Below are 15,674 nucleotides of genomic sequence, written 5' to 3'. Positions count from 1 at the left end.
CGGTGTGGCCGCCGGCGGCCGGGTGGACCCGTGCCGAGCGCTCGCCAGCGGGACGGACCCGGACGGCCTGCAGCCAGACCGCCCGGAACCGGCGTTTCCTGGGGTGGTCCCCCAAATGGGGCAGGGCCCACACCGCGGTGTGGTGGGAGATGCTGGTCGTCGTCAGCGCGAGTGCACCCCCACACCGTTGGAGCTGTGCGCTCCCAGGGACGCGGCGAAGGTGGTGCCGTCGCTGTCCTGGGCGCTGCCCAGCACGGTGCGGACCCGCTGGGCGAGGGCCCCGGCCTGGGCCGAGACCACCCCGGCGACGCTCTGGACCTCCGGGCGTTCCCTGACCTCGCGCGCCTGGCGCATGATCGCGTCGTAGTGGTCACGCCCCGCACGGGCACCGAGGACGTACCCGATGCCGAGGGCAACGACCACACTGGGCCTGATGCGCATGGTTCCTCCCGGGGCAGGGGCCGGGCGTTCGCGGCTGACACCGCGCTTGCTCCGGCTTGTCACAGGCTTGTTTACTACCCCACCGACAGCCGTGCCGGAACCTCAGGTAGGCTGACGACGTCAGGCACGATCCGTCGCCGCCACCCGCCCGGTTCGGGCGGCTAGATCCAGGCGGCACGGCGGCCAGGCCGCGGAGCATCTGGTCGCTCGGCGGAACCTGGGCGGTTCGGGCCTGACGGAAATGACGGTCCCGCGTAGCTCAATTGGCAGAGCAGCCGGCTGTTAACCGGCAGGTTATAGGTTCGAGTCCTATCGCGGGAGCATCGCCGCAGGTCAGAGACCTGCAACCTCCTTCTCGTGTAGATCATCTCCACAGATTATCCACACTTTATGGGCCGTGCCTGGCCACAGGTTTGCCGTCGAGCCGAGAGCGCATGACCGACATCCTGCGTCCGCCTCGCGCGCGGAGCGCGATCGAGATAATGTGACTGGCGCCATATTGATCTTGGTTGTGGTCCCTCACGGAAGTGCGCTCCCGCGTCGGTCTGTGGACGACGGGCGATCTGCGCAACGCCCTCGGAGGTCCGCCGAAGGCGGACCTCCCTATGTGCCGGTGCCGATCGGGTGACCACGGTGGCGCTGTCGGGAACCCTTGTCGTTTGCGTTTAAGGATCATTTTGTGATCGTTCTGCCGTGCGACCGTCGGCTCGCCGGGATCATGACGGGCGGAGGTCAGGGCTGCCTTCGCGCGGCTTCGCGGGGTGCGGCGTGAGGCACGGGTGTCGTCAGGTGCGTCCAGGACAAAAGATGATCATCCGGTGTCTGGCGGGTCCGGCCTGAGTGAGTGTGGGATGGCCTCGCCTGTTCTTGCATGAGACTGCGCCGCGATACCGTGGACGGCGGCCTGTCGCGGGCGCTCGTGGCTATGCCGATGAGATCTGACCGCGTTCGTTGACGGACCAGACCACGTGGTCGTCGCTCGAACCTGACTGAGGGCGCCACGACCTGACTCGCTGTGACCGGTTCGGATCCGGCAGGATCAGTCGCATGGCGGCCCGTTGGTTCAGCGTCGTCGTCGACTGTGACGATCCTGTGGCCTTGGCCGAGTGGTGGGCGACGGTCCTGGGGTTCCGTGTGGTCTACCGCAACGAACGCGAGGTCGACATCGCGGCGGACGCGGCCAGCTTTCCCGGCCTCGTCTTCCTGCGAGCGCCTGACCGGAAACGGTCCAAGAATCGGCTGCACCTCGACCTCAACCCCGACGACCAGGCTGCTGAAGTCGCCCGCCTCCTCGAATTCGGAGCGACCCGTGTCGACGTCGGGCAGGGCGACAGCGTCGACTGGGTAGTCATGGCAGACCCAGAAGGCAACGAGTTCTGCGTCCTGGCTCGTCAGGACGGCTGGTAGAGGGCTCCAGCATGCCCAAGCCAGGCCCCGCCAAGTGGTGCCCCGCAACAGTACCGACGGCCATCACGTGATCGGTTCATCCTGAGTTTGGGCACCACTCGGGGCCGGGCGTGGGAAACGTCCGGTGGGGAGGTGTCCTTTGACATCGAACCTGCCCCGCGTGCCATCGAATGTGGTCCGGTCATGGTTCGTGCCATCGAAGTTGACCCGGCTCGGGGCCTGGTGATCTACCGTCCGGCGGGTGTCGGTGGGTGGCGGGTTCGTGCTGGAGTTGGTGGAGGCGGCCGGGTCGCGGTGTCGGGAGGCGCTGGCGACGTGCTGGGACGTGCCGTTCGAGAAGGTCTCGCCGGTGCGGCCGTTCGGCTGGCCGCGAGGAGGACGCAGTTTTCCGGGCTGGTGGTGGCCGGCCACTCTCGGTGATCATGTGGGGTTCGAGTCGTGGCTGGAGCGGGATCACCTGATGCTGCTCGACTTCGATCCGGACGTGGTGGGCCTGGCCGCGCAGCCGTTCTGGCTCCGCTGGCAGGACGGTGTCCGCCAGCGGCGGCACGCGCCTGACTTCTTCGTCCGGCTCGCCGACGGCGGGGGCGTGGTCGTCGACGTGCGGGCGGACGACCGGATCGAGCCGTCGGACGCCGAGGCGTTCGCGGCGATGGCGCGGGCGTGCGTGCGGGTCGGCTGGCTGTTCCGCCGGGTCGGGGTGCCCGATGGGGTGTTGGTGGCGAACGTGCGCTGGCTGGCGCGTTATCGGCATCCCCGCTGCGGCGGCTCCGGGGCGGTGGCGGACCGGCTGGTGGAGGTGTTCGCCGGGCCGAGGTCGCTGTTCGACGGCGTCGCTGAGGTCGGTGACCGGCTGGCGGTGCTGCCGGTGCTCTAGCACCTGCTCTGGCGCCGGCTGTTGGCGGCGGACCTGACCGGCGGGCTGCTGGGGCCGTCGACGGTCGTCGGTCCCGCGGCGTGGTCTCGATGAGGAGCGCTGGGTGGGTGTCGCCGCACGGGGTCCTGGAGGGCCTGCCCGCCGAGGCGGTCGAGCGGGCGCTGTGGTGGGAACGGCACGTTGTCGAGGTGCTGCGCGGCCTTCCACCGGACAGCCCACCGGGGACGGCGCCGCGGCCGGACTACGACCCCGGCCGGTGGTCGCTGACCCGCCGAGAGCAGGTGAAGGCCGCGGAGCTGGCCGCGGCAGGCCACCCGGTGAGCGCGGCGACGGTGAAGCGCCATCGGCAGCGCTACCAGGCTCGGGGTGTTGTCGGCCTGGTCGACCATCGGGTGGACCGGCGCAGGGCGGTGTTCGGCAGGCTCGCGCACGGCCGCCACGTCACCGGTTCGGCGCGCGCCCGCCGGTCGCTGGTTGCGCGTCCCGACGGCCCGTTCTCCTGACACCGTCGGTTGCATAGAGGCGCCCGCTGATCGGCGTCCCTCCGTGAGTAGCCGCAGGTAGGGCGGTCGGGTGCGGCGCGCTACGGAAGCATCCGCGCGGACCGACCAGCCCCCAGACGCGTCTCGGCCTGCACGGCCGTCTTGATCGCTCCTAACTGTTGCCAGCTGGTGGGGTACTGGCAACAGTCGTAATGTTGGCCGGATTCCGGCAACTACACCTCGTGAAGACCGAGCCCTTCACCGGCAGGCGCTCCGCGTGACCTCGCGCCGACGGCGACACATGGGCCTTCGCGGAGACCGTGGCTGAGCGACGGGTACTGAGGCGGGCCAGAGGGTGCCGGGCCGAGCGGCGCCGGCACCCTCCCTCTCAACGTCAGACGATGATCAGCGTCGCGAGGTCGGTGCTGTCGGTGATGCCCGTAGTCGAGCACTGGAGCAGGTTGAGCTGCGGGATCTGGATGGTCTCGACGGCCGTCCGGCCCTTGAACCGGCCGGCGGTGATCGTCCCTGCCAGGGTGACGACGGACGCGGCCGGGAGCGTCTGGATCTGTGCGGTGAAGGTGAAGGTGCTGGTTTGGCCGTCGTTCCACGTGATCACCCGGGCGCCTGGACCATTGAACGCCGCCTGGACGCACGAGGCACCCGGGCGGTTGAAGACCTCGGTGTAGGTCGCGGAGGTGATACCGGTGCCTGGCGCCACGCAGGCGCCCGGTCTCGCGGCGGAGCCGAGGGAACCGAGGGAGCCGTTGATCGTGACCGTGGTGTCGTGCGGGGTGTAGGTCAACCCCGGGCTGTAACTGACTGCTTCCGTCCCCGTACAGGTGACGAGATTGATGTCCGCCGAGGCCGCGGCGGGCGCGAGCCACAGGCCGGCCGCCGCCGCGGACACGGCGACGACGCCGGCGAACGCGCGACGTGGCAAGAAAATCAGCTTCATGATTGCTCCTCCTGGTCATGGAACCCATCACTCGCCCACGGTGCTCACCCGGTACCTGGTGGCCAGGTTTTCGTTATCCTGCCGGGGCACGGCGACCTACCCGCCGGCTGGCCGAGGGCTCGCCTTAGAGTAGGGGCCCGCGGCGGCATGAATGAACTTTTCCATCTAACGCCGTTCCTCCAAGGAGGCCTCAGGAACAAGCCTGCCATAGAAAAGCTTCACTGTTACGCTGGAGGAGCTTCTCGGCTGGCTCTGGCGGGTGAGTGTGCATGCTGACCCGCTATTCAGTACCGAAGTCCTGGGCTGTGCGGCATCGGAATGTTACGGGACACGCAGCCGGTTCGGCGCGATGCCGGCAGGCGTGTCGCGCCGCGCAGTGCGGTGCCCAAACGGTTGATGGACATATATCCGGCGGCGCCGGCTTCAGTCCCCGATGTCATCATCGTCGACGCTGTCGAAGCAGAGGAGATCGTCCAGTTCCGCTCGAACCGCGGGCGCACGAAGGCGCAGGTAGAGCCGGGAGTAACCTGCGACGCGCACGATCTGGTGGGCGTCTGCAAGGTGCCCACGCTTCGGTCCCTTTTTCAGGCCCCGGGCGAACGACGGGGGCGACTTTCACCGCACGTTGCTGTCCGGTGGCTGTCGCGCGAGCGGCGGGGGCGCATCAGCAGCGGCGAAGGGTGACGGTTCGGCCGGTGGGGCTGGTGGCAGTGATCTTGGTGCGGGGGGTCTTGCCACCGCGGTCGTCGAAGATGATCAGGACGGTAGAAGCCGTTCTGATGCCATTCTGAAGCCGGGTGGCTCTGCTCGTGTGAACCGACCGCAGATGTTCGCGAGCGGCGACCGCACCCCTGTTGTCTCTGGGGTTGCTGTTCGCGAGTTCCGACCGCACCCTCCGAGCGACGACGGGAAGATCGGCACCGTCGAGCGAGGGGTGCCGGTGGCCAGGCTGTCGAGGGTCGAGTTGTACGCGGCGATCCGCCGTGACGCCCGGACGGGGATGTCGAGCCGGCCGATCGAACGCAAGCACGGGCAGGCCGGCGCACGGTCTGAAGGCATTGGCGTCGGCGTGACCCGAGCCGCGGAAACAACAGGTCGCCCGGGGTTCGAAGCTCGACCCTGTGGGGCTCCGAAATTCGGGTTTCGGCCTGTGCGCTGCTCTTTTATGGCTGACGTGATCGTCCGGGGGGTGTCGTCGGGCGGCGTTGCGGTATTCGTTGATCAGCCCGTCGAGGATGCGTGTGTGACGGACGGTGGAGTCCGGGGTCGGGGCAGTGGCGGGTCGGGTGGGTGCTGGCTGAGGGAGTGGTGGGGCCGGTGGGTGTTGAAATGCTCGGAGTAGCTGGTGAGGGCGGTGGTCAGGTGCCGTTCAGAGACGATCAGTAGTCTGTCGGTGCATTCGCGGCGGGCGGTGCCGACCCAGCGTTCCGCGATCGCGTTCGCCTGGGGTGACTGTGGCGGTGTGCCTACCACGTCGATGCCGGCTGCGGTGAAGACGGCGTCGAACGGAGCCGTGAACTTTGTGTCGCGGTCACGGATGAGGAACCGGAACTGGTGGGTACGCTCCTCGAGATCCATCGGCAGGTTTCGTGCCCGTTGGGTGACCCAGGTCGTGGTTGGGTGTTTCGTTGCTCCGAGGACATGGGCACGGCGGGTGGCGTGGTCGACGACGAAGAACACGTAGATCCGTTGGAGGAACGCGGTGTCGACGGTGAAGAAGTCGCAGGCCAGCAGGCCGGAGGCCTGGGCGCGTAGGAACGTGTGCCAGGAGGTGTCGGCCCGGCGGGGTGCGGGGTTGGCGCCGGCGTGGTGCAGGATCCGCCAGACGGTGGCGACCCCGACCGGGTAGCCCAGCCCGACGAACTCGCCGTGGATCCTGCGGTGGCCCCAGGTCGGGTTCTCCCGTGCGAGGCGCAGGACCAGCTCGCGGATCTCCCGGCGGATCGGTGGCCGACCGGGTGACTTCCGCGGGTGGGTTCATTTTCGGGCGAGGAGGTCACGGTGCCAGCGCAGCACGGTGGCGGGGGTGACGAAGAACGAACCCCAGCAAGCCCGGGGTAACAGCCGGGACAGGGCTGCGAGGATCATCCGATCCGCCGGTTCCAGCGTCGGACGGTGGACCTGTCGTCGCAGCACCGCCACCTGGTGCCGTAGGACGAGGAGCTCCACGTCTTTCGCGGTGTCGCCGCGCACGCGGAGCAGCATCAGTCCGAGAGTGTTGCGTGTCAGGGCGTAGAGCAGCGACCACACCATGACCATCCAGCCTGCGTGACATGGGCCCCGTCCGGCAGGTAAACGCGCAGGTCACCGCCCAAATCGGGGTTCTGGAGCCCCACAGGGTCGCTCCGACCTCACGGCTGCACCTGCTTCGGCAGGGTGAGGATTTCGGCTCCGTCGTCGGTGATGGCGATCGTGTGCTCACTGTGCGCTGTCCGGCAGCCTGTCGCGCTTCGGAGGGTCCAGCCATCGGCATCGGTGACGAGCTCGGCGGTGTCCGCCATGACCCACGGCTCCAATGCCAGCAGCAGCCCGGGGCGCAGTCTGTATCCACGGCCGGGCCGTCCGGTGTTCGAAACGTGCGGGTCCTGGTGCATCGTCGATCCGATGCCATGACCTCCGAACTCGGTGTTGATCGGGTACCCGGCCTCGCTGAGGACGGAGCCGATGGCATGGGAGATGTCACCGATGCGAGCTCCGGGGCCGGCAGCGGCTATCCCTGCGTACAGCGCGCGTTCGGTCGCGTTGATCATCGCGACGCTCTCCGGGGGCTTTGAGTCGCCCACGATGAAGCTGATGGCGGAGTCCGCGGCGACTCCGTCTTTGGAGACGGCGAGGTCGAGCGTCAGCAGGTCGCCGTCGGCAAGCGTGTAGTCGTAGGGCAGGCCGTGGAGCACGGCGTCGTTGACGGCCGTGCAGATGTAGTGGCCGAACGGCCCGCGTCCGAAGGACGGCTCGTAGTCGACGTAGCAGGACTGCGCTCCAGCCTCGACGATCATGGTCTCGGCCCACCGGTCGATGTCCAGGAGGCTCGTGCCGACCGTGCTGCGGCTCTTCAGCGTCTGCAAAATGTCAGCGACCAGGGCGCCTGTGTCCTTTGCTTGGGCCAGTTTGGTGGGGCTCAGGATCTCGATCATGCGGCGCCCTTCTCGCACTACCAATAACTATCCCGGCCATATTATACCGGTACTATAATTGGAGTCATGGTCAGGTTGCCGCTCACTCCGGCAGAGGTCGAGCGCGGGCAGCGCCTCGGCGCCCTCCTGCGTCGGGCCAGGGGGGAGCGCTCGATGCTCGATACCGCGCTGGATGCAGGTGTCTCACCAGAAACCCTTCGGAAGATCGAGTCTGGTCGCGTAGCCACCCCTGCCTTCCCGACCATCGCGGCGATCGCCGATGTCCTCGGCCTTTCCCTCGACGAAGTGTGGGCCGAGATCAACCAGCCTGACGGCGAGGTCGAACCCACAAGATCAGGTCGCAACGCACGCGAGCGGTCGGCCTCGTGAGTCTCGGGCCCGCAGCTCCGTTGCAGGTGCCGACGGCAGAGAGCCCGTGGGCGCGGTGCTCAACCAACGTCCCCGGTCAGTACACCTGGCAGGCGCTGACAAGGCGCACGCGGGCCAAGGTGTCCCACCGGTACGCGCGTTCCTCGCGGCGTAGTTCGACCAGCGTGACGGCGCCGACCGTGACACGGACGGGTGGAAGCTCCCGGAGATCTCTGACGGCCGAGATGATCGGATGGGCGTCGGTCCGACTGTTGCAGTAGGCGATGCCGACGTGGGGCCGAAACCCGTTCGGCTTGACCACCACCGCGGCGGGCCCGAGTACGGCCGTGATCGCCTCGATGAGCCCGTCCCGAACGGCGACCACCGGTGCCCAGGGCAGGACGCTGAAGCGGACGGCACCGGACGACCCCGCCAGTGGCCCCACAGCCAACGAGAACGGCTCGACACCGGCCAGCCGTACACACGTCTGCTCCACGGCTCTGTCAACATCAGCCCGGCCGATCTGATCGGTGAAGGCGAGACGTTGGAGCGTCAGATGCAGCCCGTCAGGCGGTACCGGGTCGAGGACGGGCAGGCGCAGCCGCTGCTGGCACCGGTCGGCAAGGGCGTGCAGCTCGGTGGCGTTCTCGAAGGTCAGCATCCAGTGGTAGGAGCGGCGTCCGGGCGTCCAGCCGAGCCGGTCCCAGTGGTTGTCGAGCCGGTCGAGGCTGGTGAAGCGGTGCCAGTCGTCCATGACCGGGTTCGTGGTGGGTGACGTGGTCACCGGTGTGCGCCGGCGGGGAGGGCGAGCGCGCGGGAAGCCTCCGCGAGTTCGGTGACCGGGCCGATCTGCTGCCATGGCCTGGCACGGGCGACCAGCTCGTGGCTACGACGTCGGATGGACTCGATCGGGTTGCCGGCCGCGCTAGTCAGAGCCTCGATCCCAAGTGCGGCAGCCTGCTCCGGGTCGGGAGCGTCGGACAGGAGCAGCGCGGTCGCCAGGTCGAGGCGGACGAGACAACGGCTCCACATCGATGGGGATCGGTCGGCTACCTGCACGGCCATGTCCGCATACTCCCGCACCCTGGCCGTTTCGCCCAGGGAGACGTATGCGGTCGCTGCGTTCGCGGCGACACGGGCCGTGCTGTAGGGCCCGAAGGAGATACAGGGTGACATCCCGTCGGGCACCGGATACTGGTCGGCCAGGTCGAACGCTTCGGCCACGGATCGGTCCACGCCGGTGCGGTCACCGAGCCGACCGAGGGCGCGTGCCTCCCCGTTCACGGCAAGCCGGATTGCCTGGGCCGACCGACCGGCGACTCGGCGACCTGACGTCCGCGCGTCGGGGACCGGTGGTGTTCAGCGCAGGGTGAGTGGGGTCGCGGATGCGACGTGGGACAGTTTCTCCGGGTTGCGGACGTAGTAGAGGCCGGTGATGCGTGCGTCCTCGACACGGATCGCCATGACGCCGTCGATCTCGCCGTCCAGGCGGACGAGGAGTGCCGGGTTGCCGTTGACCACGGTCGGTTCGGCGGTGAGCGTGCCTTCGAGCTTGCCGATGCCGCCGGCGAACATACGGGCCACCTGCTCGGCGCCAGTGACCGGCCGCAGCGCGGCGTGTTTGATGCCGCCGCCGTCGCTCATCAGGACGACCTCGGGGGCGAGCACCTCAAGGAGGCCCTGCGGGTCCCCGGTTTCGATCGCGCGCTGGAACGACTCCAGGACTGCCTGGCCCTCGTTCGAGGAGACCACCCGGCGGGGGCGGCGGGAATCGACGTGCTGGCGGGCGCGGTGGGCGATCTGGCGGACGGCCGCAGGGCTCTTGTCGACGGCGGCCGCGATCTCGTCGTAGCCGATGTCGAAGACCTCGCGCAGCACGAAGACGGCGCGCTCGGTCGGTGACAGCGTCTCGAGGACGAGCATCAGCGCCATCGACACGCTCTCGGCGAGCTCGACGTCCTCGGCCACGTCCGGCGCGGTGAGCAGCGGCTCGGGCAGCCAGGGGCCGACGTATGCCTCCCGGCGGCGCTTCATGGTGCGCAGCCGGTTGAGCGCCTGGCGGGTGGTGATCCGGACCAGGTAGGCGCGCTGGTCGCGCATCTGCCCCTGGTCGGCCTTGACCCATCGAAGCCAGGTCTCCTGGAGGACGTCTTCGGCGTCGGCCGCCGATCCGAGTATCTCGTAGGCGACGGTGAAGAGCAGGTTGCGGTGTGCGAGGAACGCCTCGGTCGCCGGGTCGGTGGCGTCGTCGCTCATCTCTCGTCCCTTCTCCTCGTCCTTCGCGGTCGGCCCTGGCGGCCGACCGCGTTCGCGTGCGTCCACAGCAAGATCCTCGCGGCACGCACCGGTCAGGCTGCCCGGTCGGCGGCGGCCGGTGCCTCGGCGCGGTTGGCGCGCAGCAGCTGCTGGCGCTTGGCGACACCTCCCGGAATGCGGTGCAGCCTGAACGAACCGGGCTTGTGCGCCTCTTCGGCCAAGTGCTTGGGGATGACCTTGCAGACCAATTCCTTGACCCTGGCGCCCAGGCCGTCGTCGATGTGCAGCCACACCGCGACGTCGGACCTGTTGGCGAACTGGTAGATGCCCGCGCTTCGGCCCAGGCTGATGCACTGGGCGCCCAACGACTGGTGGATGTCGTCGGGCCGCTCACCCGCGAGCCTGCTGAGTACGGTGTCGGCGGCCCGCGCGCCCAGCGGCATCGCGTTCAGGCAGCTCATCCGCAGCGGCAGGCCGGACGGTGCCGCCGAGTCCCGGCCGCGACGATGCGCTCGTCGTCCACGCTGGTCAGCGTCTCGTCGGTGCGCAGGCGGCCCACGGCGTCGGTGCTCAGACCGCTGCGTACGGCCAGTTCAGGAACGCCGAAGCCGACGGTCCAGACGGTGACCTCGCTCGGCAGTTCACGGCCGTCAGCGAGCCGTACGGTGTCGCGGGTCACCGCCGTCACCTTCGCGTCGGAGCCGTCGATAACCGTCACACCGAGCTTGGCGAGCCGCTTCGCAACCGAGCGCCGACCCCGGGTGTGCAGGTACGGGCCGAGCACGCCGCCGCAGACCAGGGTCACCCGGCGGCCCTGCTCCGCCAGCTCGGCGGCGGTCTCGATGCCGGTGGGACCGGCGCCGACCACCGTCACGGGGGCCGTCGCGGGCGCGGCGTCGAGGACCGGGCGCAGCCGCTGTGCCTCCTCCAGGGTGGAGATCGGGTAGGCGAACTCGGCCGCCCCTGGCACGCTCAGTTCGGCGCTGCCACTGCCCACGGCGTAGATCAGGTAGTCGTAGCCGAGCGTGCGGTCGGCCGCCAGTGTCACGCTGCGCTCGGCCGCGTCGATACGGGTCACGGTGTCGACCACCAGCCGGACGCCCTCGGCCAGGACGTCCTGGTAGGCGACGACCGCGTCGTCGGACCCGCCCACCAGCTGGTGCAGGCGGACCCGGTGGACGAAGTCCGGGCGCGGGTTGATCAGCGTCACGGTCACGTCGTCGCGCAGCGTCAGCCGGTTCGCGGCCATCACGCCCGCGTATCCGCCACCGATCACGACCACATGCGTGTTCCCAGTCATAGTGCCTCCTCCGTTTCCAGGTGGTCGGCCTCAAGACACCGCGTCATCAGTCGCTGTGACAGGACGTGAGTCAGATCACTTCACGGGGGCTCGGCTGGAGCTGTGACCGCATTGGTTCGCCGGGTTGGGTCAGGCTGCGGTTTTGAGAGGGCGTCCGCCCCAGCGGATGCCCTTCTCGCTTCGGATGCGGGCTCGTTCCTTGCGTTCGGCGGCCAGGACGTCGGGCGCATGAGCCCGAGGCGGCGGCTGCGCTGGTCGGGAGCGCCTTGAACGACGACGATCGGGAGTTCGTCGAGTACTGGTGTGTGCGGAGCCCGTCAACCTGTACGAGGCCGGATGCCCGACAACGCCTCAGTCCGCGGTCGGTTCCGGTGCCACGCTGATCAGGTCGACGACGAAGACGAGCGTGTCGTCGGCCGCGATGTCCGGGGGCTGGCCACCGGCGGGTCCGTAACCCAGATCGGGTGGGATGACGATCTCGCGGCGGCCGCTGGTGCGCATCCCCTCGATCCCGCGTGCGAACCCGTCGATCACCGTTCTGAGCGAGAACGTGTCGGATGCGCCGCGGCCCCAGCTCGAGTCGAACACCTTTCCGTCCCGCCACCGGACGCCGACGTAGTGGATGGTGACGGTGCCCGACGCCGATGCGGCCGGGCCGATGCCTGCCACCAGGTCCCTGGTGACCAGCGAGGTCGGTGGACTGCCCGATCCGGCACTGACCACCGGCTCGGTTGTCAGATCGGTCGCCCCGGCCACCGCGGGTAGATCGTCGCCGGCCGTGCCCTCCTCTGGGTCGGATGGTTCGCCGCCCTGCCCGTCCGAGGCCGGTTCCGCCTGCGACCCCGCGCCGGCCGAGGAGTTCGCCGCCAGCGGCATCTGGTCGCTGGTCGATGCCGCCGTCACGCCGAGGGGGAGCGCCACGACGACCACCGCGGCGAGCGTCGCCGCGAGCTGCGCCCCGGCCGAGCCGAGTGTTCTGATCGGCGGTGGACCCGCTGTTCCTTCGGCCCCAGGCCGCTCGGCGCCGGCCGGTCCGACCCGCCGGTGCCGGCGGCGTGCCGCGACGAACCCGGCCACGACGAGCAGCGCGAATCCCCCATAGCCGATGGTGCTGGCCACGGCGTACCCGGACGGCTGGTAGTCGACGAGCACGCGGACTGCGAGAAGCGGACCGGACAGGCCGGCGGCGAGCAGGAATGCACGGTCTGTCTTCCGGCGCGGGTCCGTCACGAGTGACAGGGCCAGCAGCGCGATCAGAACCGTGGCGTTGCCGACCTGGAAGTTCGGTGTCGTCCGGAACCATCCGAGGAGATCGACCGAGGTCACCGCCACCGCTGCGGCCGTGAGCAGGGCGGGTGGCGCTCCCCGGCGGAAAAGCAGGACGAGCAGAGCCAGCCCGGCGAGCACCGTGACCGCCGTGGCCTGTCCGAACCGGAACGACGCCTGGTGCGTCCAGTAGGGATCATCGGGAAAAAGTAGCAGCGCGACGAACCCGAGGGCGGCCAGCGCCGGGCCGACCCGACCCGCTGCGTCGGGCGCCCGCCGCAGCCGTGCGAACGCCGTGACCGCCAGCACGAGCGAGGCCGCGGCCACGGACACCCACCAGCCGGCTCGCAGCGGATGGCTGTATTCGATCGCCTGCTGGCGTACCTCCGCCAGCGCGCCGAGGGTCAGTGCAGCCAGGCCGAAGGCGGCTCCGGTCGTCGGCGCGCGCACCGCCGCCCACCGGTCGAGCGTGACGCGCAGCGCGAGCACCACCGGCAGGGCGGCCAGCACGACCGCGAACGGTCCCCAGACCGCCCACGCGCCGAGCGTCCCGTAGTAGGCCATCGTGGAGGTCACGGGGGCCAGGAACGGGCCGATGCTCGCCAGGGCCGCCACGCCCAGCACGACGTGCGGCCAGATGCCCGGCGAGTCACCCGTGCCCGGCGGTCGGTCGCGCGGGCCCGCGGCCGCAGGGGTGTCCACCGCGGGCCAGGGCCCGTCCCGTGATCCCGGCCGGTTCCGGTCCTCCTGCCCGAGCCGGTTCGTGTCGTCCGGTCGGTGTGTGGTCCCGTCCTCGTCGAGCGCCTCGTCACTGGTCGGCGGCGCCTCGGGCGGGCGGATGGTGCTCGGCCCGATCGCCTGCTGCGCTGAGGCAGCGGTCGTCGTGACACCGGTGGCCGCGCCTGCGTCTGGCCCGGCGTCGTTCGCCGGCGGTTCGGACGGCGGCGGGTTGGACGGCGGCGGTTCGGACGGCGGGGTGTCGGCCGGCCTGGCCGCGGTCGGTGTGGAGTCGGGTGTCGCGGTCGGCGCGAGGTCGGACATCGTGGTCGGCGAGCCGATGTCGCCGCCGGTGCTCCAGGCGAGGACCCGTACGTCGTCGTCGAGGTGGGGCACGAGCTCGGCCCGGTCGAGCCAGCCGGCGCCGAGGGTGTCCCGCGCCGCGCGGGCGAGCTGGAGTGCCAGCTCACCGGCGGTGGCCGGCCGGTCGTCCGGCGCCTTGGCAAGAGCACGCGCCATGACGTCCGCGATCGGGCCCGGTATCCCGACCGGGGGTGGCGGCACCTCGTTGAGATGGCAGTGCTGCAGCGCGGCAAAGGAACGCCGATGGTCGGCGAACGGGTGCGCCCCGGTGAGCACCTCGTAGAGCACGACGCCCAGGGCGTACACGTCGGTCGCCGGCCGCAGCTCACGCAGGTCGAACTGCTCCGGCGCCATGTACAGCGGAGTGCCGACGATCCGGCTGGCCGCCACGGCGCTGCCGTCGATGGCCTTGGCAAGACCGAAGTCGGTCACTTTCAGGCGATCGTCGGCCGCGAACAGCATGTTCTCCGGCTTGATGTCGCGGTGGAGCACGTTGCGCCGGTGCGCCGCGCCGACGCCGCCGGCGACCGCCAGGCCGATCGCGCACGCGGTCTCGACGCTGCGCCGCCGTGATCCGTGCCGCCGGGCCGTGCGTTGCCGCAGACTCCCGCCGGGCAACAGCTCCATCACGATGAAACCGAGCCCACCGTGCTCGCGACAGTCGTAGATGCGGACCACATGGGGGTGATCGAGCCCGGCGAGCACCCGAGCCTCCGCCTCGAACTCGTCGGCGTCCAGCTCGCTTGCCAGGATCTTGATTGCGACGTCGCGGTGCAGACGCCGGTGACGGCCGGCCACGACAAGGCCGAAAGCGCCGCTGCCGAGCTCCAGCCCCAGCTCGTAGTCGGGCAACGCGGCTTCCACCCGGGCACGATCGATGATCAGAAAGCGTCCCCCACGCCGACCCGGTGATCTGACTGCCTGGCCGACACTGTACCGACATATCCAGTCACGCACCGGACCACCGGACAGCACCCCGTGGCCCCCGCCTGCTCCATCGCGGCGAGGTGGTCGCCGTAAAGCGCCACCTGCGCCGGCGTGGCCGCCCCCAACGCCTCCCGCGCTGCGGCGTCGGCCTTGTCGACGATCAGATCAGTCGTCGCAGGGGTTCCGCGCGCCCCCTGCCGGCGCGCGGAACCTGACAGCTTCGTCGTGGCTGACGGTGCCGTGTGGCGTCAGCTGACCTCGAACCCGGCGGCGATGACGCCGCTGAACTGCGGGGGCGTCCCGATGGGCGTGGTGACGATGTAGCGTCCGGCAACGAGTGTGGTGAGGCCGTAGGCGGGATCGGAACCGGTCGGTTGGGCCACGGCGACGATGTCGGCGACAGCCTCGATGTTCGTCTTCCCGGACTGAACGTCGGCCGCGGTGGCCGTCTCGCCGTCGCGGACCCTGCCGAGCAGCAGGATGAATCCGGCCTTTGCCGGGTCGCCGGTGTTGGTGAACTTCAGTGCGACCGGGCCGGCGGGAAGTGAGGCTGGGACACCGGCGAGGCCGCTGCCGTCGCTGTTGGTCACGTCGAGCGTGGTGTAGCCGCAGGTGTCATGAGCCCATGCGTTGACGGCGGTGAGCGCGGTGTTCATGGAGCCGTCGGGGTCGGCGGGCGGCTTTCCCTCCGCGGCGCCCCGCACGGTCTCGGCGAGGACGTCGACCTGGCTCGCCACGTCGCCGGGTACGCCCGCTCGCAGCGGCCCGAGGTGCGGTTCGACGGACGCCGCCCAGGTCTGGACCTCGGTGGCGCTCGGCGGCGGCGCGTCCGGGTCGAGCCCCGGGATGCCGACCCAGTTGCTCGCCAACTGGGCGGCGCAGGCCGCCTGCGTGGCGTCGGTGGTCGAGGCATCGGGAGTTGTCGTGGCTCCGCGTGTCTCTGTCGCGCCCGCCGTGCCGGAGGAGTCGGAGCAGCCGGCGAGCGCGACGACCGCGCCGAGGCCGAGGGCACCGGCGGTGATCATCCATCGGCGGCGGGCCTGGCCGGCGATGCTGTGGGTCTTCATCGTTGTCTCCCGATCGGATCCCGGGCCGGACCGGTCCTGCTGACCGGTCGCGGCGACAGGCTGATCATTCGGGTGGAACCGTCCCGCCGGCACGGGCGCGCGTTCCCGGCATGGCCGGGAGAAATTCCCGA

At 69.9% G+C, this 15,674-nt stretch carries 13 protein-coding genes, 1 tRNA gene and 2 pseudogenes; 5 read left to right on the top strand and 11 right to left on the bottom strand.

Translation table 11 applies throughout. The features are described 5' to 3' along the window. Window positions 1-162: 162 nt before the first annotated feature. Window positions 163-441, bottom strand: coding sequence for a hypothetical protein (locus AC559T_RS05065; RefSeq protein WP_020458943.1), 279 nt, complete (start codon window positions 439-441; stop codon window positions 163-165). A 248-nt stretch (window positions 442-689) separates the two neighbouring features. Between AC559T_RS05065 and AC559T_RS05060 the strand changes: the two genes are divergently transcribed. From AC559T_RS05060 to AC559T_RS05045, 4 genes are all read left to right on the top strand, one after another. Beyond that, window positions 690-762 (top strand) — tRNA-Asn (locus tag AC559T_RS05060). Between the two features lie 726 nt (window positions 763-1,488). Next, window positions 1,489-1,848 carry a VOC family protein gene (locus AC559T_RS05055; protein ID WP_498867933.1) on the top strand — a complete coding sequence of 120 codons (360 nt, stop codon included), beginning with the start codon at window positions 1,489-1,491 and terminating at the stop codon, window positions 1,846-1,848. 241 nt (window positions 1,849-2,089) lie between these two features. Next, window positions 2,090-2,725 (top strand): TnsA-like heteromeric transposase endonuclease subunit, encoded by a 636-nt coding sequence (locus tag AC559T_RS05050; protein WP_498867932.1) that lies wholly within the window; start codon window positions 2,090-2,092, stop codon window positions 2,723-2,725. Window positions 2,726-2,832: 107 nt separating this feature from the next. Beyond that, window positions 2,833-3,228 (top strand): hypothetical protein, encoded by a 396-nt coding sequence (locus AC559T_RS05045; protein WP_498867931.1) that lies wholly within the window; start codon window positions 2,833-2,835, stop codon window positions 3,226-3,228. Between the two features lie 373 nt (window positions 3,229-3,601). Here AC559T_RS05045 and AC559T_RS05040 read toward each other — a convergent pair whose 3' ends face one another. The 3 genes and pseudogenes from AC559T_RS05040 to map all read right to left on the bottom strand — a co-directional run bounded on the left by AC559T_RS05040 (window position 3,602) and on the right by map (window position 7,299). After that, complete coding sequence (locus AC559T_RS05040) at window positions 3,602-4,165, bottom strand: hypothetical protein (protein ID WP_498867930.1); 564 nt, start codon at window positions 4,163-4,165, stop codon at window positions 3,602-3,604. 1,198 nt (window positions 4,166-5,363) lie between these two features. Then, window positions 5,364-6,418, bottom strand: a pseudogene (locus tag AC559T_RS05035) (integrase core domain-containing protein); the annotation flags it as partial. Between the two features lie 98 nt (window positions 6,419-6,516). After that, window positions 6,517-7,299 carry a type I methionyl aminopeptidase gene (gene map, locus AC559T_RS05030; RefSeq protein ID WP_498867929.1) on the bottom strand — a complete coding sequence of 261 codons (783 nt, stop codon included), beginning with the start codon at window positions 7,297-7,299 and terminating at the stop codon, window positions 6,517-6,519. A 66-nt stretch (window positions 7,300-7,365) separates the two neighbouring features. On the opposite strand from map, the gene AC559T_RS05025 reads away from it, so the two are divergent. Next, window positions 7,366-7,668, top strand: a complete 303-nt coding sequence (locus tag AC559T_RS05025) for a helix-turn-helix domain-containing protein (protein WP_498867928.1) — start codon at window positions 7,366-7,368, stop codon at window positions 7,666-7,668. Window positions 7,669-7,744: 76 nt separating this feature from the next. Here the strand turns inward: AC559T_RS05025 and AC559T_RS05020 are convergent, their stop codons facing one another. From AC559T_RS05020 to AC559T_RS04990, 7 genes and pseudogenes are all read right to left on the bottom strand, one after another. Further along, window positions 7,745-8,431: a 2'-5' RNA ligase family protein gene (locus AC559T_RS05020; RefSeq protein ID WP_498867927.1), complete on the bottom strand. Its 687-nt coding sequence runs from the start codon at window positions 8,429-8,431 to the stop codon at window positions 7,745-7,747. Further along, a pseudogene (locus tag AC559T_RS05015) lies at window positions 8,428-8,967 on the bottom strand (NsdA family TPR-like regulatory protein); the annotation flags it as partial. The gene AC559T_RS05020 and the pseudogene AC559T_RS05015, both read right to left, overlap by 4 nt. Before the next feature lie 39 nt (window positions 8,968-9,006). Then, the gene (locus AC559T_RS05010; RefSeq protein ID WP_243657818.1) at window positions 9,007-9,969 is read right to left on the bottom strand and encodes an RNA polymerase sigma-70 factor; all 963 of its coding nucleotides are present in this window, start codon (window positions 9,967-9,969) and stop codon (window positions 9,007-9,009) included. A 26-nt stretch (window positions 9,970-9,995) separates the two neighbouring features. Beyond that, a complete protein-coding gene (locus AC559T_RS05005; RefSeq protein ID WP_498867926.1) occupies window positions 9,996-10,364 on the bottom strand; it encodes a hypothetical protein in 369 nt (122 codons plus the stop codon). Next, window positions 10,361-11,203: an NAD(P)/FAD-dependent oxidoreductase gene (locus tag AC559T_RS05000; protein ID WP_498867925.1), complete on the bottom strand. Its 843-nt coding sequence runs from the start codon at window positions 11,201-11,203 to the stop codon at window positions 10,361-10,363. Before AC559T_RS05000 ends, AC559T_RS05005 begins: the two co-directional genes overlap by 4 nt. A gap of 351 nt (window positions 11,204-11,554) precedes the next feature. After that, entirely contained in the window at window positions 11,555-14,413 is a 2,859-nt protein-coding gene (locus AC559T_RS04995; RefSeq protein WP_498867924.1) for a protein kinase domain-containing protein, read from the bottom strand. A 311-nt stretch (window positions 14,414-14,724) separates the two neighbouring features. Continuing rightward, window positions 14,725-15,543 (bottom strand): hypothetical protein, encoded by an 819-nt coding sequence (locus AC559T_RS04990; RefSeq protein WP_498867923.1) that lies wholly within the window; start codon window positions 15,541-15,543, stop codon window positions 14,725-14,727. Window positions 15,544-15,674: the final 131 nt, after the last annotated feature.

The sequence above is a fragment of the Frankia sp. Hr75.2 genome, assembly GCF_949319125.1.
GTDB classification, from domain to species: Bacteria; Actinomycetota; Actinomycetes; order Frankiales; family Frankiaceae; genus Parafrankia; species Parafrankia soli.
The sequence above is the reverse complement of the archived record's forward strand: the minus strand, read 5'-3'. Positions and strand labels throughout refer to the sequence as shown.